Annotated in this window: 18 protein-coding genes and 4 pseudogenes; 10 read left to right on the plus strand and 12 right to left on the minus strand. The window is 65.3% G+C overall.

Going from position 1 to position 26,776, the window contains the following annotated elements; all coding sequences use genetic code 11:
• Window positions 1-195: 195 nt before the first annotated feature.
• Window positions 196-1,083: a TauD/TfdA dioxygenase family protein gene (locus ACSKB8_RS13820; RefSeq protein ID WP_438104665.1), complete on the minus strand. Its 888-nt coding sequence runs from the start codon at window positions 1,081-1,083 to the stop codon at window positions 196-198.
• A 96-nt stretch (window positions 1,084-1,179) separates the two neighbouring features.
• Complete coding sequence (locus ACSKB8_RS13825; RefSeq protein WP_438104667.1) at window positions 1,180-1,959, minus strand: SDR family NAD(P)-dependent oxidoreductase; 780 nt, start codon at window positions 1,957-1,959, stop codon at window positions 1,180-1,182.
• Between the two features lie 96 nt (window positions 1,960-2,055).
• Here ACSKB8_RS13825 and ACSKB8_RS13830 point away from each other — a divergent pair.
• Window positions 2,056-2,791, plus strand: a pseudogene (locus ACSKB8_RS13830) (SDR family NAD(P)-dependent oxidoreductase).
• Between the two features lie 151 nt (window positions 2,792-2,942).
• Window positions 2,943-3,317: a CsbD family protein gene (locus ACSKB8_RS13835; RefSeq protein ID WP_091881369.1), complete on the plus strand. Its 375-nt coding sequence runs from the start codon at window positions 2,943-2,945 to the stop codon at window positions 3,315-3,317.
• Window positions 3,318-3,387: 70 nt separating this feature from the next.
• Here ACSKB8_RS13835 and ACSKB8_RS13840 read toward each other — a convergent pair whose 3' ends face one another.
• Both ACSKB8_RS13840 and ACSKB8_RS13845 read right to left on the minus strand, forming a co-directional pair.
• The gene (locus ACSKB8_RS13840; protein WP_438104669.1) at window positions 3,388-5,088 is read right to left on the minus strand and encodes an SGNH/GDSL hydrolase family protein; all 1,701 of its coding nucleotides are present in this window, start codon (window positions 5,086-5,088) and stop codon (window positions 3,388-3,390) included.
• Between the two features lie 169 nt (window positions 5,089-5,257).
• On the minus strand, window positions 5,258-6,643 hold the full coding sequence (locus tag ACSKB8_RS13845) for a lytic murein transglycosylase (protein WP_438104670.1): 1,386 nt from the start codon (window positions 6,641-6,643) through the stop codon (window positions 5,258-5,260).
• 200 nt (window positions 6,644-6,843) lie between these two features.
• Here ACSKB8_RS13845 and ACSKB8_RS13850 point away from each other — a divergent pair.
• A pseudogene (locus tag ACSKB8_RS13850) lies at window positions 6,844-7,720 on the plus strand (UTP--glucose-1-phosphate uridylyltransferase).
• Between the two features lie 202 nt (window positions 7,721-7,922).
• Here the strand turns inward: ACSKB8_RS13850 and ACSKB8_RS13855 are convergent.
• On the minus strand, window positions 7,923-9,419 hold the full coding sequence (locus ACSKB8_RS13855) for a sensor domain-containing diguanylate cyclase (protein ID WP_438104672.1): 1,497 nt from the start codon (window positions 9,417-9,419) through the stop codon (window positions 7,923-7,925).
• 142 nt (window positions 9,420-9,561) lie between these two features.
• On the opposite strand from ACSKB8_RS13855, the gene ACSKB8_RS13860 reads away from it, so the two are divergent.
• Complete coding sequence (locus ACSKB8_RS13860; RefSeq protein WP_438104673.1) at window positions 9,562-9,825, plus strand: DUF7662 domain-containing protein; 264 nt, start codon at window positions 9,562-9,564, stop codon at window positions 9,823-9,825.
• 183 nt (window positions 9,826-10,008) lie between these two features.
• On the opposite strand, the gene ACSKB8_RS13865 is transcribed toward ACSKB8_RS13860, so the two are convergent.
• Both ACSKB8_RS13865 and ACSKB8_RS13870 read right to left on the minus strand, forming a co-directional pair.
• Window positions 10,009-12,885, minus strand: a complete 2,877-nt coding sequence (locus ACSKB8_RS13865) for an EAL domain-containing protein (RefSeq protein WP_176945377.1) — start codon at window positions 12,883-12,885, stop codon at window positions 10,009-10,011.
• Window positions 12,886-13,025: 140 nt separating this feature from the next.
• Entirely contained in the window at window positions 13,026-14,024 is a 999-nt protein-coding gene (locus ACSKB8_RS13870; RefSeq protein ID WP_438104675.1) for an NAD(P)H-quinone oxidoreductase, read from the minus strand.
• Window positions 14,025-14,134: 110 nt separating this feature from the next.
• Between ACSKB8_RS13870 and ACSKB8_RS13875 the strand changes: the two genes are divergently transcribed.
• A complete protein-coding gene (locus ACSKB8_RS13875; RefSeq protein WP_128945104.1) occupies window positions 14,135-14,326 on the plus strand; it encodes a DUF1192 domain-containing protein in 192 nt (63 codons plus the stop codon).
• 510 nt (window positions 14,327-14,836) lie between these two features.
• Window positions 14,837-15,346, plus strand: a complete 510-nt coding sequence (gene rcdA, locus ACSKB8_RS13880) for a protease adaptor protein RcdA (protein ID WP_091881399.1) — start codon at window positions 14,837-14,839, stop codon at window positions 15,344-15,346.
• A gap of 163 nt (window positions 15,347-15,509) precedes the next feature.
• On the opposite strand, the gene rpmE is transcribed toward rcdA, so the two are convergent.
• Window positions 15,510-15,737, minus strand: a complete 228-nt coding sequence (rpmE, locus tag ACSKB8_RS13885) for a 50S ribosomal protein L31 (protein WP_025034016.1) — start codon at window positions 15,735-15,737, stop codon at window positions 15,510-15,512.
• A gap of 197 nt (window positions 15,738-15,934) precedes the next feature.
• Between rpmE and ACSKB8_RS13890 the strand changes: the two genes are divergently transcribed.
• Entirely contained in the window at window positions 15,935-17,794 is a 1,860-nt protein-coding gene (locus tag ACSKB8_RS13890) for an ABC transporter ATP-binding protein/permease (protein ID WP_438104678.1), read from the plus strand.
• 186 nt (window positions 17,795-17,980) lie between these two features.
• Here the strand turns inward: ACSKB8_RS13890 and ACSKB8_RS13895 are convergent.
• The 4 genes and pseudogenes from ACSKB8_RS13895 to ACSKB8_RS13910 all read right to left on the minus strand — a co-directional run.
• A pseudogene (locus ACSKB8_RS13895) lies at window positions 17,981-18,184 on the minus strand (hypothetical protein); the annotation flags it as partial.
• A gap of 79 nt (window positions 18,185-18,263) precedes the next feature.
• On the minus strand, window positions 18,264-18,710 hold the full coding sequence (locus tag ACSKB8_RS13900; protein ID WP_438104679.1) for a GNAT family N-acetyltransferase: 447 nt from the start codon (window positions 18,708-18,710) through the stop codon (window positions 18,264-18,266).
• Entirely contained in the window at window positions 18,710-19,738 is a 1,029-nt protein-coding gene (locus tag ACSKB8_RS13905) for a peptidoglycan -binding protein (protein ID WP_438104681.1), read from the minus strand. Before ACSKB8_RS13905 ends, ACSKB8_RS13900 begins: the two co-directional genes overlap by 1 nt.
• Before the next feature lie 155 nt (window positions 19,739-19,893).
• Window positions 19,894-20,910: pseudogene (locus ACSKB8_RS13910) on the minus strand (flagellar motor protein MotA).
• A gap of 165 nt (window positions 20,911-21,075) precedes the next feature.
• On the opposite strand from ACSKB8_RS13910, the gene ACSKB8_RS13915 reads away from it, so the two are divergent.
• The 3 genes from ACSKB8_RS13915 to ACSKB8_RS13925 all read left to right on the plus strand — a co-directional run bounded on the left by ACSKB8_RS13915 (window position 21,076) and on the right by ACSKB8_RS13925 (window position 26,688).
• Window positions 21,076-22,104: an SAM-dependent methyltransferase gene (locus tag ACSKB8_RS13915; RefSeq protein WP_438104683.1), complete on the plus strand. Its 1,029-nt coding sequence runs from the start codon at window positions 21,076-21,078 to the stop codon at window positions 22,102-22,104.
• Window positions 22,105-22,335: 231 nt separating this feature from the next.
• Window positions 22,336-23,529, plus strand: coding sequence for an efflux RND transporter periplasmic adaptor subunit (locus ACSKB8_RS13920; protein ID WP_128936579.1), 1,194 nt, complete (start codon window positions 22,336-22,338; stop codon window positions 23,527-23,529).
• Between the two features lie 6 nt (window positions 23,530-23,535).
• The gene (locus ACSKB8_RS13925) at window positions 23,536-26,688 is read left to right on the plus strand and encodes a multidrug efflux RND transporter permease subunit (RefSeq protein WP_438104685.1); all 3,153 of its coding nucleotides are present in this window, start codon (window positions 23,536-23,538) and stop codon (window positions 26,686-26,688) included.
• Window positions 26,689-26,776 lie beyond the last annotated feature (88 nt).

Raw genomic sequence — 26,776 nt, forward strand, 5'->3', positions numbered from 1 at the left:
ATCCCCGAACCGGCCCAGCGTCCAGTCAATCCGTGACAACATCGCGGCACCCCGTCCAAATCATGGAGTGCCGCAATACGAATCACACAGAACTCTGAATTCTGGAATCCTCCCAGGCCGATCCGAGTCGATCCGCCGCACCAGATATGTGCATGCCCTAGGGCCTACGCCGGGACGACAGTGGTGTGTGACGCGCTACTCTGCCGCCTGCTGCTGCACCGTCGGCTCGGTGCCGGCTACCGTCGCGCGGCGCATGTCGCGCGGTTGCGACTGGTCGTAGCGGCGGACGCGGTGCATGGTCTGGCGGTTGTCCCACATCACGAGATCATGCAGCTTCCATCTGTGGACGTAGACGAACTCTGCTTGCGTCGCGTGTTCGTTCAGATCGCGCAGCAGCAGCCGGCCCTCCGGCACGCTCATGCCGACGACCTTGCCGGCATGCGATGAGAGATACAGCGATTTGCGGCGATGCACGGGGTGCGTGCGCACCAGACGTTGCAGCACCGGCTTGAACATCTCCTTCTCGTCGTCGGTATATTCGGTGAAGCCGAGCGATCCCCGCGAATACATCAGCGAGTGCTCGCAGACGAAGTCCTCGATCTCCGCCTTGGTCTCGTCGTCGAGCGCGTCATAGGCGGCGCGCATGTCGGCGAATTCGGTGTTGCCGCCCTTCGGGTTCACCACGCGCGCCGACAGCAGCGAGAACTTTGCCGGAATGGGACGGAACGAGCTGTCGGAATGCCACAGGCAATTGCCGAGGTTGAACAGATGCGTGCGGCTGTCCTTCGCCAGCGGCTTGCCGTCCTTGCCGAGGTTCGAGACATCGTTCAGGCCGGATTGCAGCCGATAATCCTTCTCCTTGGTAACGGTGCCGCCGCGCGCATCCTCGCGCTGGCCGAAATTCAGCGCGAACGCCATCTGCTGCTCGTCGGTGATGTCCTGGTCGTGGAAGACCAGCACCGCGTATTTGTCCATGGCGGATTCGACTTCGCGCGCCTCCTCCGGCGTGAGCGGCTTTCGCAGGTCGAGGCCCGACACCTCACCGACGAAATGCTTCTGAAGCTGCCGGATGGCGATCGTCATGGCGTTTTCTCCCGCATCTGCGAGCGGTTTCCCCGCTCCGTTTGCGAAAAAATGACTCTCGCGTCCGGCGATGTCAACGCGCCGCGCGCATGGCTCTTACGCGTTGCGCGCCATCAGCCCGCCGTCGACCGGGATCACCGCGCCGGTGAGGAAAGAGGCGGCCGGCAGGCACAGGCTGAGCGTCATATGCGCAACCTCTTCAGGATCGCCGTAACGGCCGAGCGCAGTGCGGCGCTTGGCGTAGATCGTCTTGTGCTCCTCGGAGATGCGATCGGTGATTGCCGTGCGGATCGGACCGGGACAGATGCAGTTGACGGTGATGCCCTCGCGGCCGAGCTCCACGGCCAGCGAACGGGTGAGGCTCGCAACGCCGCCCTTCGCCGCCGAATAGGGGCTATGCAATGCAGTGGCGCCGAGCGCTTCGGTCGAGGCGATGTTGACGATGCGCGGGCTCTTCGACTTGCGCAGGTGCGGCAGCGCTGCGCGGATGACGCGCGGATGCGCCGTCAGCATCACGGCGAGGCCCTTGGCCCATGCGTCCTCATAGGTCTCGTCGTCGATCGCGACACGCACGGAGATGCCGGCATTGTTGACGACGATGTCGAGCCCGCCGAAATGCGCCGCGACATCGCCGACCACGCGCTTGATCTCGCCGGCATCGGCAACATCGAGCTTCCACGCCTTCGCTGTCCCGCTGCTTGCCGAGATCTCCTTGGCGACCGCATCGGCGCCGCGCTCGCCATAATCGGTGACGGCGACGTTCGCACCCTCAGCGGCGAACACGCGCGCGGTCGCGCGTCCCATGCCGCTGGCCGCGCCGGTGACGAGGACGGTCAGGCCCTTCACGGACCGGCTGAGCTGTTTGAATTCGGACATGCTGCTTCCTCGCGCCCAGCTTGTATTTGTTATGATTGACAAGGCTGGCATCGATCCGCAGACAGGTCAAACAAGCAAAACAAGAGGGAGGCCGCAATGAACGAGCTCGATTTCTCAGGCAAGCAGGTGCTGGTGGTCGGCGGTTCCAGCGGCATCGGCAACGGCATCGCGCAGGCCTTTCGCGCCAGGGGTGCGCATGTCGCGGTTTGCGGCACGCGTGCTCGGCCTGCGGACTATTCCACCGAGGAAGGCTCCGATCTCACGGGTCTCGCCTACGCGCAGCTCGACGTCAGCGATGCCGGTGCGATCGAAGCGTTCAAGCCGCCCTTCGAACGGCTCGAACATCCTGGTGCTCGCGCAGGGCGCAGTGATCTATCGCCGCGGCGAATTCGAGATGGCGGGTTTTCGCAAGGTCGTCGAGGTCAATCTGATGAGCCTGATGGCGTGCGCGACGCGGTTTCATTCCATGCTGCGGGATGCGAAGGGCTCACTGATCATGGTGTCCTCGACCGCCGCCTATCATTCCACCATGGGCAATCCCGCCTACAACGCCTCGAAGACCGGCGCGGTCGGATTGACGCGCACGCTGGGCGAGGCCTGGGCCGAGGACGGCATCCGCGTCAACGGCATCGCGCCCGGGCTCGTCGACACCAAGATGACGAAGGTGACCACCGACAATCCCAAGCGGCTCGAAGGCGCGCTGGCGCGCATTCCGCTGCGGCGATTGGGCACGCCGGCCGACATGGCGGGCGCGGCGCTGTTCCTGGCTTCGCCGCTGTCGTCCTACATCGTCGGCCAGACGTTGGTCGTCGATGGCGGCCTTATCTTGTAGCCTGGATGAGCGAAGCGACATCCGGGACTTTGCTTGCGCGTTCCCGGGTATCGCTGCGCTCACCCGGGCTACGCGTTCTACACTTTCCTAAGCGCAAGGAACTGCGCTGCTTCTGATCGGTTACTTCGGCTGATCACCGAGGAGGATTATCATGGACGCGGATCGGATCATTGGATCAGCCAAGGAAATGGCGGGCGGCGTGGAAGGCACCGTGGGCGAGATGGCGGGAGACGCAAAAACGCAGGCCTCAGGCAAGGCACGGGAAGCCGCGGGGACAGTGCAGAATCTATACGGCCAGGCGAAGGACGCAGCGCGCGAAGCCGCGGACACGGCCACCAGCTACGCCAAGGATGCCTATGAGGCGAGCGGCGATACGTTCCGCGACGGCTCGCAGGCGATTGCGCGGAAGGTGCATGACAACCCGCTCGGCGCGCTGCTGATTGCCGGCGGCATCGGCTTCGCGCTCGCGCTTCTGATGTCGCGCCCCGCGCGCCGCCCGCCGCCGCGCTGGCGCTATTACGGCTAACAGCCAAGCCAATCATTCCGGGGCGCGCGCTACGCGCTCCGGAATGACATCTCAAATCAAAAGAGAAAAATTACCGGAACATTTCGGCCGATCGCCCGACATTAACCGGCGGCCGCGGGATCGCGGGGTTCATATTCGGATTGCGAGGGCCCGGGGGCGGCGCGAGTTGACGCGGTGGCTGCGGCGAACCGAAGCCGAAGAAATCCCGGAATGACGGCGCTGCCTGTGCCGGCTGCTGCGGCGGGAGCTGCGGCTTCTTCGGCGCGAGTTTTGGCGGCGCGACCGCGGCGGCCGTTCCCGGTGAGCCGTGAGCAGCAACGCTGCCGTCAGGCGTTGTCGCCGCCATCGGCGTATCGCCCTTGGCCTGCTCGCGGCCGACTTCGCGGCGCGGCCAGGCATAATCATCGGCACGGCCGGCCGGAGCCGTCAGCGGCTCGCCTTTCACCATCGTCTTCGCAGCGAGCGCATCGACGGCGGCGGGACGCGAGCCCGGCCCGCCCAGCAATTGATCGGTCGAGATCGAGGCCGCAACCAGCGGCACGATCGGGCCGGCCAGCGGCCGCGGCGCGGGCTTGCCGGGCTCGGCGCTGGTGTCGGGCGTCGCCGGCTCGCTCGGCAGCGCGATCGGGCCGGAGCGGCCCGCAAGCAGGCGCGTGATCTCGCGCTCGACATAGTGCGCGAGCTTGCGCGCGCCGGGTTTTGTGAAATAGACGCCATCAGAGCTGCGGAGCTGGCGAATCTGGCCCTCGAAGTCAGGACCCTTCTGAAGGAAGCGGCCGGCTTCATCGACAAAACCGTCCCAGACATCAACATAGGTGATGCCGGCCTTGGCTGCGCCTTCACGGTAGAGGGAATCCAGGAACAGCATGTCCGCCGTGCCCTTCTGCCCGCGGATGGCGGGTAGGCCGACCCAGAGCACCGGAACGCCCTTGGCCTTGAGGACGTTGGCCAGCTCTTCGATCTTCTTGCCGTAGAGCTCGATCCAGCGCTCGTCGCGGAATTCGTAGAGACCGTTCGGGTTGCGCGCCGTCTTCTCCGGCGCGGCGGCCGCCGGCGTATCGGCGTTGTCGGCATCATCCTGCGGCAGGTCAGGATCCGCTGCGGGTTTGTCCTCAGGCTTGGCGGCGGTGTCGGGCTTGGCGTCGCCGGGCTTGCCCGCTGGCTTGCCGCGCGCGCCCTTGTCGTTCTTCTTGTCCTTGTCAGAAGCCTTGTCCGACTTGTCGGCCGCAGGCTCGCGGATCGCGCTGCGGTCGTTGAGGCCGAGCATGACGACGATGATTTCGGGCTTTTCGGTTTCGAGGATGCCTTTCGCCGCAGCCGCCCAATCCGACGGCTCACCCTTCGGCTGGTACTTGATCAGGCCCGAGGTGGTCTTGTGCTTTCGGATCACGCCCATGTCGGGCTGCTCGGTGTAGGCGTCCTCGAGACCATAGGCGAGCCAGTCGGCCATGGCGTCGCCGATCACCAGCACGTTCTTGTCGGGGATGGTGTCGCGCTTGGCCGGCGCCGGCGCGCGCGAGAAATCCTGGCGCGGCGCCTGCGGCTGTTGCTGCTGGAATGGTGCGAAGAAGTCGCCGCCGAACCAGCCACCTCCACCGCCGCCCCGTGGTGGCGGCGGGGCCGCGCGCTGCGGCGGGCCGCCGAAGCCGGGGAAGTTGAAGAACTGCGCCGAGGCCGGGCCCGCGACCGACACCAGGATCGCAAGCGCCGTCCCCAGCGCGATCAGCGGGCCGGTCTCGGTCAGCGCCTTGAACAGGGACTTCTTCGACATGCGATCTCGGACACGCGCAACAGGATTGGAAGTGGCTTGGATATAATAACGGAATCAGGCGCCAAACGGGCAGATTCTCTCGCAGATTCTTCCGCCATACACCGGGGAACAGTCACCCAGGTCAAGGCTGCCTGCCAAAATCCCTGTTCAGGGTTACTTTCGGCGCGATTTACCGCCCGCGCAGCCGGTCCAGCACGTCGGACGACGCAAATCCGTCGGCGGGCACCCCGATCGAGGCCTGGAAGTTGCGCAGGGCCTCCCGGGTCTGGCCGCCGAACTGGCCATCCGGGGTGCCCTTGTAAAAGCCGCGCTGGGCCAGCAGCTGCTGCAGTTCCAGCCGCTCGGTGCGCGACAGCTCCCGCTCCTGCCGCGGCCAGGGCTGCACGAAAGGCTGCCCCCCGCGCAGGCGATCGGCGAAATGGCCGATCGCCAGCGCATAGGCCTCGGCCGGGTTGTACTTCATGATGACGCGGTAATTCTGCAGCATCAGGAAGCCCGGTCCCTGCGCGCCGGCCGGCGCGAGCAGATAGGCCTTCTCCGCCGGATGCGGGAAGGACTGGTTGTTCGGGCGCTTGAGTCCGAGCTTCTCCCACTGCGCGATCGTCATCGCCTTGGCGCGATCGGCCAGCATGTAGTTGAATCCCTCAGGCAAAACGACTTCAAAGCCCCAGGTCTGGCCGGCCTGCCAGCCGTCCTTCTTCAGATTGTTGGCGGTCGAGGCGATCAGGTCGGTCGGATTGTCGACGACGTCGCGCCGGCCATCGCCATCGCCATCGACGGCAAATCGTTTGAATGCGGTCGGCATGAACTGGGTCGGGCCGAAGGCGCCGGCCCAGGAGCCGCGCATCTGCTCAGGCCTGAGATCGCCGCGGTTGAGGATCTCCAGCGCGGAGAGGAATTCGTCCTTGAAATAGGCCTGGCGACGTCCGATGCAGGCGAGCGTCGCGGTCGATTGCAGCACGCTGCGGTCGCCCATCTGCGTCGAGTAGTTGGACTCGATGCCCCAGATCGAGGCGATGATGTAGCGGTCGACGCCGGTGGCCTTTTCGGTGGCGTCGAACTGCGCCTTGTATGTGGCGAGGATCTCGCGGCCCCTGGCGAGGCGGTTGTCGTTCACGAGGATGTCGAGATAGTCCCAGATCGATTTGGTGAACTCCGGCTGCGAATCCATGAGGTCCATGATGCGCAAATCGGGGCTGAGACCTGCGGTGAAGCGCTGGAAATTCTCCTGCGTGATGCCGCGCCGTGCGGCATCGGGCCACATCGCGGCGACGCAATTGTTGAAATTGCCGGCGGCCTCGCGGATCGCGGCCGCCGTCATCAGCGGATGGCCGGAGGCGCCGTCTTCGCCGCTCCAAGGTTGCGCACCGCCATTGCCGGGCGGGGCTTGCGAGGGGGCGGGACTGGGGCCGGAGAAGATGCCGCCGAACAGATTGGAGAGGCCGTTCTGCGCTTGCGCGTGCGCGCAAGCCGGCAGCAGCAAGGCCGCCGCAATCATCGTCGCGGCGGTCACGGAGCCAACCCGTCCTGCCAGTCGTGCCACTGATTGCATCATCTCTCACCCGTCGGCCTGAAATTCCGCCATCAGGAGGCCTGGTAGGCGTTGCCAATAGCTTAACAAAGGTGAAATTTTGGTGACGGCGTTTTTCTTAACTCTGTCAGGGCGAGGCCCCACATCCGCCTTTGTTGGCGGCTGCAAACAGGCTAGCAAGATGCCATTGCTCCGTTCACGTCCTCAGGTATTCGATCGATCCCATGAAAATTCGCAAAGCCGTATTCCCCGTCGCCGGCCTCGGCACCCGCCGTCCTGCCCGCCACCAAGGCGATGCCGAAGGAAATGCTGACCATCGTCGACAAGCCGCTGATCCAATACGTCTATGACGAGGCGAGGGAGGCCGGCATCGAGCACTTCATCTTCGTCACCGGCCGCAACAAGAATGTCATCGAGGATCATTTCGACCGGATGTTCGAGCTCGACGCGACGCTGGCTGCGCGCGGCAAGAAGGGCGAGCAGGAGATCCTGGCGCAGAACCAGCCCGATGCCGGCGCCGTCAGCTTCACCCGCCAGCAAGCGCCGCTCGGCCTCGGCCACGCGGTCTGGTGCGCGCGCGACATCGTCGGCAACGAGCCGTTCGCGGTCGTGCTGCCCGACGAGCTCGTGCTCAACACGCCCGGCTGCCTGAAGCAGATGATCGAGATGGCGGCTTCGCTCGGCGAGAAATCCAATTTGGTCGCAGTCGAGGCGGTGCCCGACCATCTCACCCATCAATACGGCATCTGCGGCGTCGGTAAACGCACCGGCAAGATGTTCGAGGTCGACGGCATGGTCGAGAAGCCGGCCAAGGGCACCGCGCCCTCCAACCTCTCGATCACCGGCCGCTACATCCTCCAGCCGGAGATCTTCAAGATCCTGGAAACCCAGGAGCGCGGCGCCGGCGGTGAGATCCAGCTCACCGACGCCATGATCGGCCTCGCCAGGTCGCAAAAATTCTACGGCGTCGAGTTCGAGGGCGAACGCCACGATTGCGGCTCCAAGCCCGGCTTCCTCCGCGCCAACATCGCCTACGGCATGAAGCGCCCGGAGCTGCGCGATGGGCTGATCGCCGAGATGAAAAAGTATCTGGGGCAGTAGCTGCTCCGCGTCGTCCTGGACAAGCGCAGCGCCGATCCAGGACCCATTACCCCAAGACGGCGTTTGGCGAAGACGCGTGGTGATCAGCTCGCGCCACGACTCCTTCTTGGGGTAATGGGTCCTGGCCCCTCGTGCGCAATTGCGCACTAGGCCAGGACGACACGAGAATTAGGCACGCTACTCGCCGCCGATGACAGTCGCCTCACGCCACCAGCGACAGCTGCGGCAGGCTCGCGACCACCGACTGATTGCGCCCGCCGGCTTTCGCGGCATAGAGCGCCTTGTCGGCGGCGGCGACCAGGATCGACGGGTCCATGCCGGCGGTGGGGACCAGGCTGGCGATGCCGCAGGAGACCGTCGTGCTCACCTGATCGTCGGACCAGCCCTGCACCTTGAGGCGGATCGTCTCGGCGACCTTGAAGGCGTCGGTGACCGAAATGTTCGGCAGCAGCACGGCGAATTCCTCGCCACCATAGCGCGCGGCGCAGTCGCCGGCGCGGCTCACCGCGTCGGAGATGCAGATAGCGATGCCGACCAGCACCTGGTCGCCGGCCTGATGGCCGAACGTGTCGTTGTAGGCCTTGAAGTGATCGGCATCGATCATCAACAGCGCGACCGGCGTCTTCTGGCGCATGGCGCGGCGCCATTCGACGTCGATGACGGAATCGAACTTGCGGCGGTTCTTCAGGCCGGTGAGCGCGTCCGTCGTCGCCATCTCCTCGAGCTTGCCCTCGGCCTCCGCGCGCCGGCCGATCTCGCGCGCGAGCACCAGCGTCGAGGCCAGCATGAACAGGATCAGCGCCAGCACCACGGCACCGATGCGATAGGCTTCCTTCTGCCAAAGCTCGAACACGGCGGTCAGCGGCTTGCCTGCCACCACGAACATCGGACCCGTGCCGGTGCTGCGCACGTAGAGACGCGGGGTCGGGTCCACCGGACCCTGGCCGGCGTAGGATCCGCCGGCCTTGAGATTGTCGGCCTTCCAGTTCTGGCGCTCGTTCAAATTCCTGCCGATGATTTCGAGATCGAACGGCCGCCGCATCATGATGGTGCGGTCGCGCTTCAGCACGGTGATGGTGTCGTCGCGGTCGAGGTTCAGCCGCTCGAACAATTCGTGGAAATAGCTGAACCGGATCGAGCCGGCGACGACGCCCATGAAGCCGCCGTCGGTATCGCTGATGCGCCGGCTCAGCACGATGGAATAGGCGCCGCGAAACAGCATCGGACGGCTGATGAAGAGCCCGATGTCGGGATTGTCGCGATGAACCCTGAAATAGTCCTCCTCGCTCCTGACCTCCGGCAGCGGATCGAGCGTGGAAGCGTCGATGGTCAGCCGGCCCTCGGTATCGAACACCTGGATGGCGCCGAAATGCTTGGCGGTTATCGCATGGTCGAACAGGATCAGTTGACGGATCGGCTTCGACACCGTTGCGAGCTCCGGCAGCAACATGCTGCTGGCGACCGCCTTCAGTGACAGGTCGTAGATCTCGATGTTGCGGTTGACGTCGGACTCGATGGTCGTCGCCAAATTCTCCAGCGTCTGGCGGGCGAGCGCCTCCTCGCCGCGGCGCATGTCCAGCATCACGTTGACGCAAATGGCGGAGAAGCCGATCACCGTCACCACCGACGAGATGATCAGCAGCTTCGCCGAAATCCGCCACGGCCGGCGGGCCGTGACTTCGCGCCATCCAGACAGCATCGCTCGCTCCCGATCCTAGTGGATGCGCCCGAAAGCTTGAGTAGTGTTTAAGGCGGGACGGCGCTGCCGCAATGAGTTAAGAATCGGTTTATGCGGCGCACGGTTTTGGGCAGCCTCATGCAAGCGGGACGAGAGGACGATTGTGAACGACTACGGCGCGTTGCGCGACGATCTGATGCGGCAGAAGCAGGACGAGTTGGTGCTGAGCTTCGAGCAGATCGAGGAGATCATCGGCGCGGCCCTGCCGCGCGCGGCGCATCGTGCCTCCTGGTGGGACAGCCTGCGCAGCCCCGACATCCAGATGCCGCAACGCGAAGCCTGCCTCGCCGCCGGCTTCGTGGCGACGCGCATGCCCGACGGCCAGAGCGTGCGGTTCAGGAAGCAGAAGAGCGACCGGCGGCGATAGTGCGGCGGCACGCTGCCACCCTCCCCTGGAGGGGGAGGGTCGGCTCACATTGAGCGCAGCGAAATGTGAGTCGGGGTGGGGTGACGGTCTCTCCACCGATGCAGTGCCCGAGTGGAGAGATCACCCCACCCCGCTCGCGCTCCGCGCGATCGACCCTCCCCCTCCAGGGGAGGGTAAGAGAGCCTAGCTCGCCGCTTCCAGCCGCACTTCCGTCAGCAGCCGCATCGCGGCATCCGCGTCCATCGGCTCGCCGAAGGCGAAGCCTTGGGCGTATTCGCAACCCATCTGGTAGAGCTCGACCGCGTCGGAATCGGTCTCGGCGCCCTCGGCCACCACGTCCATGCCGAGATCGTGCGCGAGCGCGATGATCGACTTCAGGATCACCGGGCGGGTGCCGCGGCTGGTGGTGCGCACGAAGGACTGGTCGATCTTGATGGTGTCGAACGGGAAGCGCTGCAGATAGGCCAGCGAGGAATGGCCGGTGCCGAAATCGTCGAGCGACAGCCCGGTGCCGAGCTCGCGGATCCGCGTCAGCATCTGCGCTGCGTGCTCCGGATTCTCCATCACCAGCGATTCCGTCAGTTCCAGCTTGAGCGTGCCGCGCGCCACCGAGGAGCGTGACAGCACGGTGCGGATGTCGTGGATCAGATCGTGGCGCAGCAATTGCCGCGACGACACGTTGACGGAGGCGAAGATCGGCTCGCGCGAGCGCATCGCGCGCTGCCACACCGCGAGCTGCTTTGCGGTCTGGTCGAGCACGAACATGCCGAGGTCGACGATCAGCCCAGTCTCTTCTGCGATGGTGATGAATTCCGACGGCGCCATGCGCCCGAGCTTCGGATGGTCCCAGCGCGCCAAGGCCTCGAAGCCCGCGATCGAACGATCCTCCAGCCGCACGATCGGCTGGTACAGGATCGTGATCTCCTTCCGCTCGATGGCGCGGCGCAATTCGCTCTCCAGCGTCAGCCGGTCGGTCTTCCGCGCACGCATTGCCGGCTTGTAGACGTCGATGCGATCGCCGCCGATGCGCTTGGAGTGATACATCGCAAGCTCGGCGTCCTTGATGATCTCATCCGTCAGTTGGGTCTGCGGATCAGACAAGGCGAGGCCGATCGAAGCCGTGAGGAATATCTCGCGGTCGTTGAACGCGATCGGCGCGCGGATGGTCTTGCGGATGGTCTCGGCGAAGGCGGTGATGCGGGCGGGGTCCTGCTCCGAGAGCAGGATCAGGCCGAACTGGTCGCCGGCGAGCCGGGCCAGCGTGTCCTGCGGCTTCAGGATGCGGGTGAGGCGGCGGGCCAGCGTCAGCAGGATGGAATCGCCGACCGCGATGCCGACGGAATCGTTGACCTGCTTGAAGCGATCGAGGTCGATCACCATCAGCGTCGGCCGCAGCGTCGGCATGGTCTTGGCGAAGTGCGCCACCGCACCCAGCCGGTCCATGAACAGTTTGCGGTTGGGCAGGCCGGTGAGGTTGTCATGCACGGAATCGTGCAGCAGACGTTCTTCGGCGTTGCGCAGCTCGGTGACGTCGGTGAGGGTGCCGACCACGCGCGAGACCTCGCCATCCGACCCGACCACCGGGCGCGCCTTCAGCGCGAACCACATGAAGTGGCCGTCCGGGGTGCGCAGGCGGAAATCCTGCACCAGGCGGCCGCGGCGCTGGTCGAGCACGCTGTCGAGCGCTGCGCGGAAACGGTCCTGGTCGAGCGGATGCAGCACTTCGAGCCAGGACGCGGCCGGCCCTTCCAGCGTGCCGCGCTTGAGGCCGAGCAGGGCCTCGGTCTCGGGGCTGGTGAAGACCTTGTCGGCGGAGACGTCCCAGTCCCAGATCAGATCGCCGGAGCCGGCCAGCGCCAGCGCGCGGCGCTCGATGTCGGAGACGACGCCGGTCGAGGCGCCGCCGCCGGCGAAGGCGTGCTGCATTACCGTGAAGCCGATCAGCATCACGATCAGCACGAGGCCGCCGAGCAGGGCCGGGCCGACGATGTCGTTGGTGACGGAGCCGGCGACTGTCATGCCGGCCGCGACCACCCAGACCACCAGCAGGAACCAGGTCGGAATCAGCAGCACCGCGCGGTCGAAGCCATGGGTGGAGAGATAGACGATCAGCGCGAAGCCGGCGAAGGCGATCAGCACCAGCGAGATGCGTGCGATGCCGGAGGCCACCGCAGGATCGAACAGCGCCAGCGCGACGAGCGAGCCGAGGAACGCCAGCCAACCCACGGTGATGTGCGAATAGCGCACATGCCAGCGGCTCAAATTGAGATAGGCAAACAGGAACACCAGCAGCGTCGCCGCCAGGATCGCTTCACCCGCCGCGCGCCAGATGCGCTCGGCGTTGTTCGACATGTCGAGCACCTTGCCCCAGAAGCCGAAATCGACGCCGATATAGACCAGCACCGCCCAGGCCAGCGCCGCGGCGGCGGGGAACATGATGCTGCCCTTCACCACGAACAGGATGGTCAGTACCAGTGCGAGCAAGCCGGAGATGCCGATCACGATGCCCTGGTACAGCGTGAAGGAGTTGACCTTGTCCTTGTAGGCTTCCGGCTCCCACAGATAGAGCTGCGGCAGCTTGTCGGTGCGCAGCTCGGCGACGAAGGTGACAACGGCTCCCGGATCGAGCGTGATGCGGAAGACGTCGGCGGTTGCGCTTTCCTGACGTTCGGGCCGGTCGCCGATCGAAGGCGTGATGGTGGCGATACGCGACAGGCCGAGGTCGGGCCACAGCAGCCCTGACGAGACGATGCGGTAATGCGGGGCGACGATCAGGCGGTCGAGTTGGTCGTCGGTGTTGTTGGCGAGCGCGAACACCACCCAGTTCTGGCCACCTTCGCGGGCGCGCACCTCGATGCGGCGGACGATGCCGTCGGTGCCGGGCGCGGTCGAGACCTGGATGCGGTCGGCATCGCTGCGCTGATGCTCGAGCACGCCGGTGAGGTCGATCGCGGGCGCGTCACTGCGAACGCTGACAGCGTCGAGCGCGCGTGCAGGGGACGCGGCAACGAGCATCATGAGGCCCAGCGCGATGGGCGCGAGGCACCTGAGCAGACGCAAGGTCAGTTCTCCGCGTTCGACGCAAACTTCGAGTGCAAGGCGATTTCAGACCGGACAGAATTGGTTCGGTGCGTCGCGATAGATGCCACGAAAGCGAGGAAAATCAAAGGGTTTCCGCCCTGTCCCTGTGGGCCGGCGGCCTACACCTCCAACACAATTTTGCCAATATGTGCGCTGGTCTCCATGCGCCGGTGGGCATCGGCTGCCTTTTCCAGCGGGAAAGTGCTGTCCATCAGCGGCTTGATGCGGCCTTCACGCAAAAGCGGCATCACTTTCGCCTCAATCGCGGCCACCATCGCCGCCTTGTCCGCATTACTACGGGGCCGCAGCGTCGAGCCGGTATGGGTCAGGCGCTTCACCATCACCTTGGCAATGTTGACGTTGACCTTGGGGCCGTTGAGCGTCGCGATCTGGACGATGCGGCCATCGACTGCGGCGGCATCATAGTTGCGGTCGACATAGTCGCCGGCAACCATGTCGAGGATCAGATTGACGCCGGCATTGTTGGTCTCCGCCTTGACCACGGCGACGAAGTCTTCGCTCTTGTAGTTGATGGCGCGGTCGGCACCCAGCTTGAGGCAGGCATCGATCTTGTCCTGCGATCCCACCGTGACGAACACCTTGGCGCCGAACGCTTTGGCAAGCTGGATCGCCATGGTGCCGATGCCTGAGGAGCCGCCATGGATCAGCAGCGTCTCGCCGGCCTTGAGACCGCCGCGCTCGAACACGTTGTGCCAGACCGTCATCAGGGTTTCCGGCAGCGCGCCGGCTTCCTTGATCGACAGCGCCGGCGGCACGCTCATGGCCTGGGCGTCCTGGGCGATGCAGTACTGCGCATAGCCGCCGCCGGCGACGAGCGACATCACCTTGTCGCCGATCTTGTGCCGCTTGGCATTGCTGCCCACGGCCACCACTTCGCCGGCAATCTCCAGGCCCGGCAGGTCGCTGGCGCCGGGCGGCGGCGGATAGGCGCCGGAGCGCTGCGCGACGTCGGGCCGGTTGACGCCGGCGGCCTCGACCTTGACCAGGATCTCGTCTGGCCCGGGCTGCGGCACGGTGCGTTGTTCCGGCACCAGCACCTCCGGTCCGCCGTGCCGGGAGATGGCGACCACGGTCATTTGCGCGGGCAGCTTGTCCATGATGTGTCCTTGAGCAAAGGTGCGGGATGGAATGAGGCCATTGCTTAGCCAGCGCGCTCCAAGCTGGCAACCTCGGCCTGCTAGATCGCGCGAACGCAGGAGGAACGACGATGCCGACGGAAGACGACGACCGCCCGCGCAAGAAGATCAGCCATGAAATCGGACAGGATCTCTCACTGTTGTCGGTGGAGGAGCTGACCGAGCGCGTGACGCTTCTGAAAACCGAGATCGCAAGACTGGAAGAAGCCGCCACCAAGAAGCGCGCCTCGCGCGATGCGGCGAACAGTTTTTTCAAGTCGTAGCCACCACAGCCGTCGTCCCGGCGAAGGCCGGGACCCATACTCCGTGTAAGCAGTTTGGCGAAGACTCTGGAGTTACCAGCTCGCGCGATAACTTCTCCCTGTGGTTATGGGCCCCGGCCTTCGCCTGGACGAGGTGGAGAATTTGTTCCCCCGCACACTCGGCCACTGGCCGAGATGGCTAACGAACTCTCAAAAATTTAGCTCGTTTACGGTCGATTAAGCTTTCGGGTTTATGACTGGAACCGTCCTCGTTTGGACACCGAGTGGCTCCTGTCCACTCTGTTTGACGCCTCCCTGTTATCAACTTTCAAAGCCGCCGGTCTCCGGCGGCTCTTTTTTGCGTCCACTCCCGCTTTTTTGCGTCTCCTTGCGGTTGAATTCCTGGCAATGACCCGCGGAAACCATATCCGCGCTTGTCGCTGGACTCCGCGCTCCCAGCGCGCAATGATTTGTTCATCATAAGCCGGCGCCAAGCCGGAGAGTCAGACAGTTGCGTAAGGGGCGTTAACCATGGAACGTTTGCAGGCCGACGGCGCTCTCGTTCAACTCAGCGAGCGGTTCACCAATTCTGCGGCGTTCAGCGTCCTGTTCCGCGAGGGCATGGACCTCGTCGAGGAAACCGCCGCCTATCTCGACGGCGCCGGCCGCACGGAGGCCAAGGCGCTCGACCGTGCCGTCAGCCTGACTTATGCGACCGAAAGCATGCGTCTCACCACGCGCCTGATGCAGCTCGCCTCGTGGCTGCTGCTGCACCGTGCGGTGAAGGAAGGCGAGATGACACTGAGCCAGGCCAATCGCGAGAAGACCAAGGTCAAGCTCTCCGCCGCCGATCCCGGCCCCGCCGACACCATCGAGAAGCTGCCCTCGCAGCTCCAGGATCTGATCCACCGCTCGATGAGCCTTCAGACCCGCGTCCGCCGTCTCGACACCACCATCCACACCCCGCCGGCCGAGCACGTCCCGATCGGCAACCCGCTGGTGCCGCACCTGAACGCGCTGAAGGCCGCGTTCGAGCGGTAGAGTCTCCGCCCGCGTCATTGCGAGCGAAGCGAAGCAATCCAGAAGGTCTCCGCAGAGGCGGTCTGGATTGCTTCGTCGCAAGAGCTCCTCGCAATGACGGCCCCCAAAACAAAAACGCCCCTGGTCTCCCAGGGGCGTTTTTCGTCGCAGCCTTGCGGCCGGATCAATCCTTTTTGAGGAAGCCCGAAAACTTCTTCTGGAAGCGCGAGACGCGGCCGCCGCGGTCCATGATCTGGGCGTTGCCGCCGGTCCAGGCCGGGTGCGATTTCGGGTCGATGTCGAGGTTCAGCGTGTCGCCTTCCTTGCCCCAGGTCGAGCGGGTCAGGTACTCGGTTCCGTCGGTCATGACGACCTTAATCGTATGATAGTTCGGGTGAATTTCGGCTTTCATGGCAATTCCTCGGCGCCCGGGCGCCTCTTGGGTGGCTAGCGAATGACGGATTTGGCCGGCTCTATACCTCACGAACCCCCGCAAAACAAGCCATATGCCGGCTGGTGAACCGGGCTTGCCCCTAAGGGACATCCCGGATTTGCCACTACCGTTGCACCAGCCTATTGGGAGCAAACGAATGCAATGGGTCGGATCTCATGAGCGCAGTGGAACGGCTTGATGAACAGTATGTTCAGCCCGAAATGAATTCCCAAGTGAATTCCGCCGATACCCCGTCGATCGAGGCCGATCTGATCGAGCAGCCCGCCAAGGGCCGCGCCAAACTCCGGCCGCTGCTCGCGCTCGCGCCTTATGTGAGCCGCTATCGCGGCCGCGCCGCACTGGCCTTCGTCGCGCTGACGATCGCGGCACTGACCACGCTGCTGGTGCCGGTCGCGGTGCGCAGGATGATCGATTTCGGCCTGACGCCCGAGGGCATCGAGCTGATCAACAGCTATTTCTCGGTAATGCTCGCGGTTGTCGCCGTGCTCGCGCTGGCGAGCGCCGCGCGCTACTACCTCGTGATGACGATCGGCGAGCGCATCGTCGCCGACCTCAGGCGCGACGTCTTCGGGCATCTGTTGTCGCTTTCGCCGACCTTCTTCGACTCCGCGCGCAGCGGCGAGCTGATCTCGCGCCTCACCGCCGACACCACCCAGATCAAATCCGCCGTCGGCGCCTCGGTGTCGATCGCGCTGCGCAATCTCATGATGTTCCTTGGCGCCGCCGCGATGATGGTGATCACCAGCCCGAAATTGTCGGGCTTCGTGCTGCTGGCGATACCCTTGATCGTGCTGCCACTGGTGGCGTTCGGACGCTGGGTGCGGCGGCTGTCGCGCAATGCGCAGGACACGCTCGCCGACGCCTCCGCCTATGCGGGCGAGCTGGTCGGCGCGATCCGCACCGTGCAGGCCTATACCAGCGAGCAGTTCGCCGAAAAGCGCTTCGGCGGCAATGTCGAGCAGGCCTATGAGGCGGCGCGTACCTCGACCCAGGCCCGCGCCGTGCTCACCGCCATCATCATCTTCATCGTATTCGCAAGCGTGGTCGCGATCCTTTGGATCGGCTCGCATGACGTGCTCACCGGTGCGATCACGCCGGGCCGGCTCGGTCAGTTCGTGCTTTATGCGGTGTTCGCCGCGGCGGGCCTCGGCCAGCTCAGCGAGGTCTGGGGCGAGGTATCGGCGGCCTCGGGCGCGGCCGAGCGCCTGTTCGAGATCTTGCATGTAAGTCCCGAGATCACCGCGCCTGCGTCGCCGCGCGCACTGCCGGTGCCGCCGCGCGGCGAGGTCGGGTTCGATCGGGTCAGCTTCGCCTATCCGGCGCGGCCCGATGTCAAGGTGCTTGACGCGGTGTCGTTCACCGTGCGCCCCGGCGAGAAGGTTGCGATCGTCGGCCCCTCCGGCGCCGGCAAGAGCACCATCTTTCATCTGCTGCTGCGCTTCTACGATCCGCGCAGCGGCGCGATCGCGCTCGACGGCGTGCCGGTCAGGTCCGCCGACCCGCGCGATGTCCGCGCTCGCATCGCGCTGGTGCCGCAGGAATCGGTGGTGTTCGCGGCAAGCGCCCGCGAGAACATTCGGTTCGGTCGTCCCGATGCCACCGATGCCGAGGTCGAGCGCGCCGCCGAGCTCGCGCATGCCGCCGAGTTCATCCGCCGCCTGCCCGAAGGCTTCGAGACGGCGCTCGGCGAGCGCGGCGTGACGCTCTCTGGCGGCCAGCGCCAGCGCATCGCCATCGCCCGCGCCATCCTGCGCGATGCGCCGCTGCTGCTGCTCGATGAAGCCACCTCCGCGCTCGATGCCGAAAGCGAGACGCTGGTGCAGACCGCGCTGGAAGAGCTGATGCGCCACCGCACCACGCTGGTGATCGCGCATCGCCTCGCCACCGTGCTGTCCTGCGACCGCATCCTGGTGATGGACCAGGGCAGGATCGTCGAACAGGGCACGCATGCCGAGCTGGTCGCCGCGAACGGCCTCTATGCGCGGCTGGCGAGGTTGCAGTTCGAGGGGGCGTGAGGCTCTTCGATAAGCGTGAGGCTCTGCAATCGCCGTCCCAATGGCGATGTCATTCCCCGCGTAGGCGGGGAATCCAGTACGCCGCGGCGCCGCGGTTCAAACCTCACTGTCTCTGGAATACTGGATCACCCGCCTTCGCGGGTGATGACAGCTGAGTTTGCGCTTGGCGCGTCCCAGCAGACATGACCGGCACTTCGGCGAGAGCGTCGGCACATTCGGCCACGGCCAGTTCTTCCAGCTGCCGTCCTCGCCGACGCAGGCCGATGCTGCAGGGCCGCTCGTATCGAGTTGCGTCGCAAAGCGCTGGTCGACATAGGTCGTCGACAGATATCCGGCGACGATGACGCCCAGAAAGACCGAGGAACCCTTGGCCAGATCGCGCAGCTTCATCGATCGTCTCCATCCGCTTGTCGTCGCTGCTCTGGCTACAACGACTAACAGACGTCGCGGGATCCCGACGTGACAGGCCTCACGCCCGCCATGCCATCTTCAGCACTGGCCGCCCCGAGGTCGGGTTCACATCGTCGCCGGCATGGGCAAAGCCGTTGCGCTCGTAGAAGCGGATGGCGCGGGCGTTGTCCTTGTTGACGAGCAGCGTGACACCTGAGGGTGACAGCCGCTTGGCCTCATCCACCAGCAGCCTTGCTGCGTCCGAGCCCCAATGGGCGGGATCGACCACGAGCTGGTCGAGATAGCCGTCACCGTCGATGGTCACGAAGCCGGTGAGCGCGCCGTCCGCTTCCGCGACCACGATGGACGCCTTCGGCACCAGGTCCTTGCGCCACCGTTCGCGCCACCAATCGAGGCGGGCGGCGAAGTCGATCTGCGGATAGGCCTGCTGCCACGTGCGATGCCAGAGGTCGATCGTGGCGGCCTCGTCCTCGGGTCGGTAGGGGCGGAGGTGGAGGGCGCTCACTACCGCTCCGTCAGCTTCAGCTCGATGCGGCGGTTGCGCTTGTAGGCCTCTTCCGTGTTGCCGGTATCGAGCGGCTGGAATTCACCAAAACCGGCGGCGACGAGGCGCTGGGCGGGCACGCCGAGCGAGATCAGGTATTGCACCACCGAGATGGAGCGGGCGGCGGAGAGGTCCCAGTTCGACTTGAAGTTCGGGCCGTTGACCGGGCGCACGTCGGTATGGCCGTCGACGCGCAGCACCCAGGGAATCTCGCTCGGGATCTTCTTGTCGAGGTCGATCAGCGCGGTCGCCAAGGTGTCGAGCTCGGCGCGACCCTCGGGCAGCAAGGTCGCCTGTCCGGTGTCGAAGAACACTTCGGACTGGAACACGAAGCGGTCGCCGACGATGCGGATGTCGGGGCGGTTGCCGAGGATGGCGCGCAGGCGGCCGAAGAACTCCGAGCGGTAGCGCGACAATTCCTGCACGCGCTGCGCCAGCGCCACGTTTAGGCGCGAGCCGAGATCGGCGATCCGGTTCTGCGATTCCTTGTCGCGCTTCTCGGAGGCATCCAGCGCCTCTTCCAGCGCCGCCAATTGCCGGCGCAGCGCGCTGATCTGCTGGTTCAGCACCTCGATCTGCGCCAGTGCCCGCGCCGAGACCGCTTTCTCGGAGTCCAGCGCCTTGCCGAGCTCGGCGGTCTTGCCTTGCGCGTCGCTCCCGGCATTGGCGAGACCTTCATACAGGCCCTTCATGCGGTCGCGTTCGGATTCGGCCGAGGCAAGGCCGGCCCGCAGTTGCGACACCTGGTCGTCGAGCGAGAGCTTGCCGAGCTTCTCCAGCGACAAGAGCTCGTTGAGCTGCGCGATCTTGGCGTTGAGCTGTTCCAGCGCCTTGTCCTTGCCGGTCACCTCCTGCGACAGGAAGAACTGCACGACCAAAAACACCGACAGCAGGAACACGATCGACAACACCAGCGTCGACAGCGCGTCGACGAAGCCGGGCCAGTAGTTGAAGGCGCCTTCATTGCGGCGGCCGCGGGCAAGAGCCATGATCGTCTCCGTTTCATTCGTGTCCCGGACGCGCTGCAGCGTAAAACGCTGCTGCGCAGAGCCGGGACCCAGAATCACTCGTCGAATGGACCCGGATCAGCGACGCATCACTTCGTGCTGCATCGCGTCCGGGGCACGAGATCTTCGTCCTGTTCTCAACTCTTCTCGGGCTGGCGCGCAATGCGCTCCAACAGGCGCCGGATCTCGCGGTTCTGTTCGCCCTGGCCGTCGGCCCATTCGCGGATCATCTGCTGCTCGGTGCGCATGTGCGAGACCAGCGCCTGGATGGCTTCGGCGAGGCTCGCCATCGCCGCGGTGGTGCCGCGGTTCGAGCTGCCTTCCTCGAGCACGGAGCGCAGCCGTTCGACCGCGGCCTGGAGCTCGCCGCTGGCCACGCCACCGCCGCCGGAAGCGACCGCCACTTCGCCGCTGCCATATTCGCGCACGGTGGTGGCGAGCCAGTCTTCGAGGTCGGTGTAGAAGCGGTTCTGTGCCTGGCTCGATTGCGAAATCGAGAAAGCCGAGGATCAGCGAGCCGGCGAGGCCGAACAGCGAGCTCGAGAACGAGATGCCCATGCCGCCGAGCGGGGCGGCCAGCCCCTCTTCAGCGTGTCGAACAGGGCGCCGGAATCACTGCCGACCTTGAGCCCGTCGATCACCTTGCCGACCGAGCCGACCGTCTCGATCAGGCCCCAGAAGGTGCCGAGCAGGCCGAGGAAGACGAGCAGGCCGGTCATGTAGCGGGAGATGTCGCGGGCCTCGTCCAGGCGGGTCGCAATCGAATCGAGCAGATGCCGCATCGTGGTCTGGGTGATCGACATCCGCCCCGAGCGCTCGCCGCCGAGAATCGCCGCCATCGGCGCCAGCAGCTTCGGGTGCCGGGCTGGCGCCAGGCCGGGATCGGCGATGCGGAAATTATTGACCCAGGACACCTCAGGGTAGAGCCGGATGACCTGGCGGAAGGCCAGCACGATGCCGATGAACAGCACCGCCCCGATCAGGGCGTTGAGGCCGGGATTGGCGAAGAAGGCCTGGATGATCTGCTTGTAGAGCACCACGCCGACCAGCGCACACAGCACCAGGAAGACCAGCATCCGCACCAGGAAGACGCTGGGCGAGGACAGTTTGGTGTACTCGATATCCATGGTGGAGCGGGAAGTGCCAGACCGCATGCCGGTATCATCCATTACGAAGCTTGCTTGCGGGCGCACTATGGCACAGCGCCAGCCCAAAAAAAGCGCCGGATGCGCCGATTTCGGGGACAGCTTGGGGAACTTGGACCGAAAGCCGCGCTTTGATAGGCCGGTGTCTGCAAGAGCTCGCCATTCGGGGGCCGCATGAGCGTCGTTTCCGCGATCATCGGGACTGCCGAACGTGTGCCGTTGCCGGACGTGGTGATGCGTGCCGCGATCCAGCGCCTGTGCTCGCGCACGGCGACACGCCTGTCCAAGCTGGGGGCGGCCGACGATGCCGCCTTCGCCGGGCGGATGATGCTGCGGCCGATCGCCGAGGACGCGGATGCTGCCCGCGGCCGGCATGACGAGGTGCCCGCTTCCTTCTTCGCGCAGGTGCTCGGCCCCAACCGGAAATATTCGTGCTGTTTCTACAAGACCGATGCGACCTCCTTGCAGGAGGCGGAGGAGGAGGCGTTGCGCCAGACCGTCGAGCATGCCGGTCTTGCCGACGGGCAGACCATCCTCGAGCTCGGCTGCGGCTGGGGCTCGCTGTCGCTGTGGATCGCGCGGCAGTTTCCGCACGCGAAGGTGACGGCCGTGTCGGCCTCGCAGGCGCAGCGCACCTATGTCGAGGAGGAGGCGCGGCGGCGCGGGCTGTTGAACCTGCGGGTCGTCATCGCCGACATGAACGTGTTCGCGCCCGAGGGGCAGTTCGACCGCATCGTTTCGGTCGAGACGTTCGAGCACATGATGAACTGGCGCAAGCTGATGACGCGCCTGCGCGCGTGGCTCGCGCCCGACGGGCGCTTCTTCATGCATGTGGTCTCCCATCGCTCCGGGTCCCATCTGTTCGACCCGGCCAATCGCGAGGACTGGATCGCGCAGCACGCCTTCACGGGCGGGATGATGCCGAGCCATCACCTCGTCAGGCAATTCGACGACATCTTCGCAATCGAGAAGGAATGGTGCTGGAGCGGCACGCATTACCAGCACACCGCGAACGACTGGCTCGCCAATTTCGATGCGCATCGCGCCGCCATCGAGACCTCATTGCGCAAGGCCTATGGCAAGGAGACCGCACTTTGGATGAGGCGCTGGCGCTGGTTCCTGCTGGCGACGTCGGGGCTGTTCGGCTACGCCGACGGAACCGAATGGGGCGTCAGCCATTACCGGATGAAAGCCGCCGCCTGATTGCGATGTTCGGTCGCAGCACGCGGCGATGGAGCCCGACTCACAATCAAGTGAGTCCACAAAAACCATCAAGATTCAACACGATACGCCGTGTGACAATGAGCCGCCCGCGTCATGCGTTGCATCGCGGCAGGCGCATTCTCTTTGGCGGCATCGGCCGCGTGCAAAGAGCCCAGAACGGGCCCGCGCGGAGCGTGATCAGTTACAACAAAATCGGGGCGAACTCACTTCATGTCTGGACTTCGTGCGCGATCGGCATGCGTTGCAATGATGCTCGCGGCCTTAGCGCCGCTGCTGGTGGGCTGCGACGAGTCCAGCTCCGCCGTATCCGCCGCTCCGCCGTCCGACCCTGACGTCAGCATCGTCGTCATCAAGCCGCAGCCGCGCGCCGTGGTGCGGGAGCTGCCGGGCCGTATCGCGCCGACGCGCGTCTCCGACGTGCGGCCGCGCGTCTCCGGCATCGTGGTCGAGCGCCTGTTCCGCCAGGGCAGCGAGGTGAAGGCGGGCGATCCGCTCTACCGCATCGATCCTCGCCCGTTCGAGGTCGAGGTGTTGGCCAACGAGGCCGCGGTCGCCAAGGCCGAAGCTGCTGCGATGCAGGCGCACCAGCAGGCACGCCGCATCGCCACGCTCACCAAGGATCGCGCCGCGCCGGAAGCCGAGAACGAAAAGGCCATCGCCGCCGAGCGGCAGGCCCAGGCCGAGGTCGAGGGACGCAAGGCGGACCTCGCGCGCGCAAAACTCAATCTCGATTACGCTACCGTGCGCGCGCCGATCGACGGTGTCGTCGGTGCGGCGCTGGTCAGCGAAGGCGCGCTCGTTGTGCAGAACGAGACCAATCTCGCCAGCATCCAGCAGCTCGATCCGATCTATGCCGACTTCACCCAATCGGTGACCGAGCTCAACCAGCTCCGCCGCGCCTTCGAAACCGGCGATCTCGAGCGTATCGCGCCCGACGCCGCCAAGGTGCGACTCGTGCTCGATGACAACACCACCTATTCGCTCGACGGCAAGCTGCTGTTCTCCGACGCCAAGGTCGATGCCCACACCGGCCAGGTGACACTGCGCGGCGAATTCCGCAATCCCAAGCGCGAGCTCCTGCCGGGCATGTATGTCCGCGTCCGCATCGACCAGGGTCTGGACGCCGACGCGATCGCGGTGCCGCAGCAGGCGATTCAGCGCAATGGCGGCGGCGGCAGCGAGGTCTTCGTCGTCAAGGACGACAACCACATCGCGGTGCAGGCCGTGCGCACCGGTTCGGTGCAGGACGGATTCTGGTTCATCACCGAAGGCCTGAAGGCCGGTGACAAGGTCGTGGTCGAAGGCTTCCAGAAATTCGCGGCCGGCGACAAGGTCAAACCGCAATCATGGTCGGAGGCGGACGCGACTGCGGACAACCGGCACGCCCAGAAGCTCACGCGGTAACGCGCCATGCCGAGTTTCTTCATCGACAGGCCGATCTTTGCCTGGGTGGTTGCGCTATTCATCTGCTTGATCGGTGCGATTGCGGTTCCGCTGCTGCCGATCGCGCAATATCCGATCATCGCGCCGCCCTCGATCTCGGTCTCGACCAGCTATCCCGGCGCCTCGCCGGAAAACCTCTACAACAGCGTCACGCGGCTGATCGAGGAGGAGCTCAACGGCGCCTCCGGCATCCTCAATTTCGAATCGACCAGCGATTCGCTCGGCCAGGTCGAGATCATCGCCAACTTCCAGCCGGGCACCGATACCAGCGCCGCCTCGGTCGAGGTGCAGAACCGCATCAAGCGCGTCGAGGCGCGCCTGCCGCGCGCGGTGATGCAGCAGGGCATCCTGATCGAGGAAGCCTCCAGCGCGGTGCTTCAGATCATCACACTGAACTCGACCGACGGCAGCCTCGATGAGGTCGGCCTCGGCGACTTCATGATCCGCAACGTGCTCGGCGAGATCCGCCGCATTCCCGGCGTCGGCCGCGCCACGCTCTACTCGACCGAGCGCAGCTTGCGCGTCTGGGTCGATCCGGCCAAGCTGGTCGGCTATGGGCTGACCGCCGACGACGTCGACAAGGCCATCGCCGCGCAGAACGCGCAGGTCGCCTCGGGCAGCATCGGCGCCGAGCCGTCGACGTCGAGCCAACGCACCTCCTCGCTGGTGCTGGTCAAAGGCCAGCTCTCGTCCCCGGACGAGTTCGGTGCCATCATCCTGCGCGCCAACGCCGACGGTTCGACCGTGCGCCTGCGCGACGTCGCGCGCATCGAGGTCGGCGGACTCAGCTACCAGTTCAACACGCGCCTCGACGGCAAGCCGACTGCCGGTCTGTCCGTGCTGATGTCGCCCACCGGCAATGCGCTGGCGACCGCGAGTGCCGTCGAAGAGAAGATGAAGGAGCTGTCGCGCTTCTTCCCGGCCAACATCACCTACGAGATCCCCTACAACATCACGCCCGTGGTCGAGGCTTCGATTAAGAAGGTGCTGTCGACGCTGGTCGAGGCCGTGGTGCTGGTGTTCGTGGTGATGTTCTTGTTCCTCCAGAACATCCGCTACACCATCATTCCGACCATTGTGGTGCCGGTGGCGCTGTTGGGGGCCTGTTCCACGCTGCTGCTCGCCGGCTACTCCATCAACATGCTCTCGATGTTCGGCATGGTGCTCGCGGTCGGCATCCTCGTCGACGACGCCATCGTCGTGGTCGAGAACGTCGAGCGCATCATGGCCGAGGAAGGCCTGCCGCCGAAGGAAGCGACCCGCAAGGCGATGTCGCAGATCACCGGCGCCATCATCGGTATCACCTTGGTGCTGATGGCGGTGTTCGTGCCGATGGCGTTCTTCCCGGGCTCGGTCGGCATCATCTACCGCCAGTTCTCCGTGACCATGGTCGCGGCGATCGGCTTCTCCGCCTTCCTGGCGCTGTCGCTGACGCCGGCGCTGTGCGCGACCCTGCTCAAGCCTGTCGCCGCCGGTCACGGCCACGCCGGGAAGGGCGTGTTCGGCTGGTTCAACCGCATGCTCGAAGGCGGCAAGGAGGGCTATTCCCGAACCGTCGGCTTCTCGCTGAAGCGCACCGGCCGCCTGATGCTGGTCTATGTCGCGTTGCTGGTCGGCCTGTCCTGGGCCTTCGTCAACCTGCCTGGCGGCTTCCTGCCCGTCGACGATCAGGGCTTCGTCACCACCGACGTGCAGACGCCGTCGGATTCGTCCTATGCCCGCACCGAGGCGGTGATCGAGAAGGTGGAAAAATACCTGGCGCAGCGGCCCGGTGTCGACAACGTCACTTTCCTCACCGGCTTCAGCTTCTCCGGCCAGGGCATGAACACCGCGCAGGCCTTCATCACCTTGAAGGACTGGTCCGAGCGCGGACCGAAGGATTCGGCCGCGGCGATCGTCAACGACATCAACCGCGATCTGTCCTCGATCCGCGATGCCAAGATCTCAGCCCTCCAGCCGCCGCCGATCGACAATCTCGGCAATTCCTCGGGCTTCTCGTTCCGCCTCCAGGACCGCGGCCAGAAGGGCTATCCGGCGCTCATGCGCGCCGCCGATCAGCTGATCGCGGAGGCCAATGCGAGCCCGGTGCTGCAGAAGGTCTATATCGAAGGCCTGCCCGAGGCCGGCGTGGTCAATCTCGTGATCGACCGCGAGAAGGCCGGCGCCTTCGGCGTCACCTTCGAGGACATCAACAACACGATCTCGACCAATCTCGGCTCGAACTACATCAACGACTTCCCGAACCGCGGCCGCATGCAGCGCGTCGTGGTGCAGGCAGATAGCCGCGACCGCATGCGGACCGAGGACATCCTCAACTACAACGTCAAGAACAGCCGCGGCCAGCTGGTGCCGTTCTCGTCCTTTGCCACGGTGGAATGGGCGCGCGGGCCGACCCAGATCGCCGGCTTCAACTACTATCCGGCGGTGCGCATCTCCGGCGAAGCGAAACCCGGCTTCACCTCGGGCGACGCGATCGCCGAGATGGAGCGGCTCGCCGGCAAATTGCCGCGCGGCTTCGGCTATGAATGGACGGGGCAGTCGCTCCAGGAGAAGCTCTCGGGCTCGCAGGCGCCGTTCCTGCTGGCGCTGTCGGTGTTCGTGGTGTTCCTGTGCCTTGCCGCACTCTATGAAAGCTGGACCATTCCGCTCGCGGTGCTGCTGACCGTACCGCTCGGCATCGTCGGGGCAGTGAGCGCGGCGATGCTGCGGGGCCTGCCCAACGACGTCTATTTCACCGTCGGCCTGATCACCATCATCGGCCTCGCGGCAAAGGACGCGATCCTGATCATCGAGTTCGCGAAAGATCTGCGCAAGGAAGGCAAGCCGCTGGTGGAAGCCACCATCGAGGCCTGCCGCCTGCGCTTCCGCCCGATCCTGATGACCGGCCTTGCCTTCATCTGCGGCGTGCTGCCGATGGCGATCGCCCACGGCGCCGGCGGCGCCAGCCAGCAGGCGCTCGGCAGTGTTGTGATGGGCGGTATGATCGCGGTGGTGATCCTGGCGCTCTTGATGGTGCCGGTGTTCTTCGTCTCGGTGCAGCGCGTGCTGGGCGGGGATCGGGAGCCGAAGATGGCGAAGGAAGACGAGGCCTACGGGCCGCCGGCGCCGGTGAAGCCGTAGGGCACACTGTCATGCCCCGCGCAGGCGGGGCATCCAGTACGCCGCGGCATCTCCGTATCCAACTGATGTCTCTGGAATACTGGATCAC

It is taken from the genome of Bradyrhizobium sp. BR 1432 (assembly GCF_051547705.1).
Classification (GTDB): Bacteria; Pseudomonadota; Alphaproteobacteria; order Rhizobiales; family Xanthobacteraceae; genus Bradyrhizobium; species Bradyrhizobium zhanjiangense.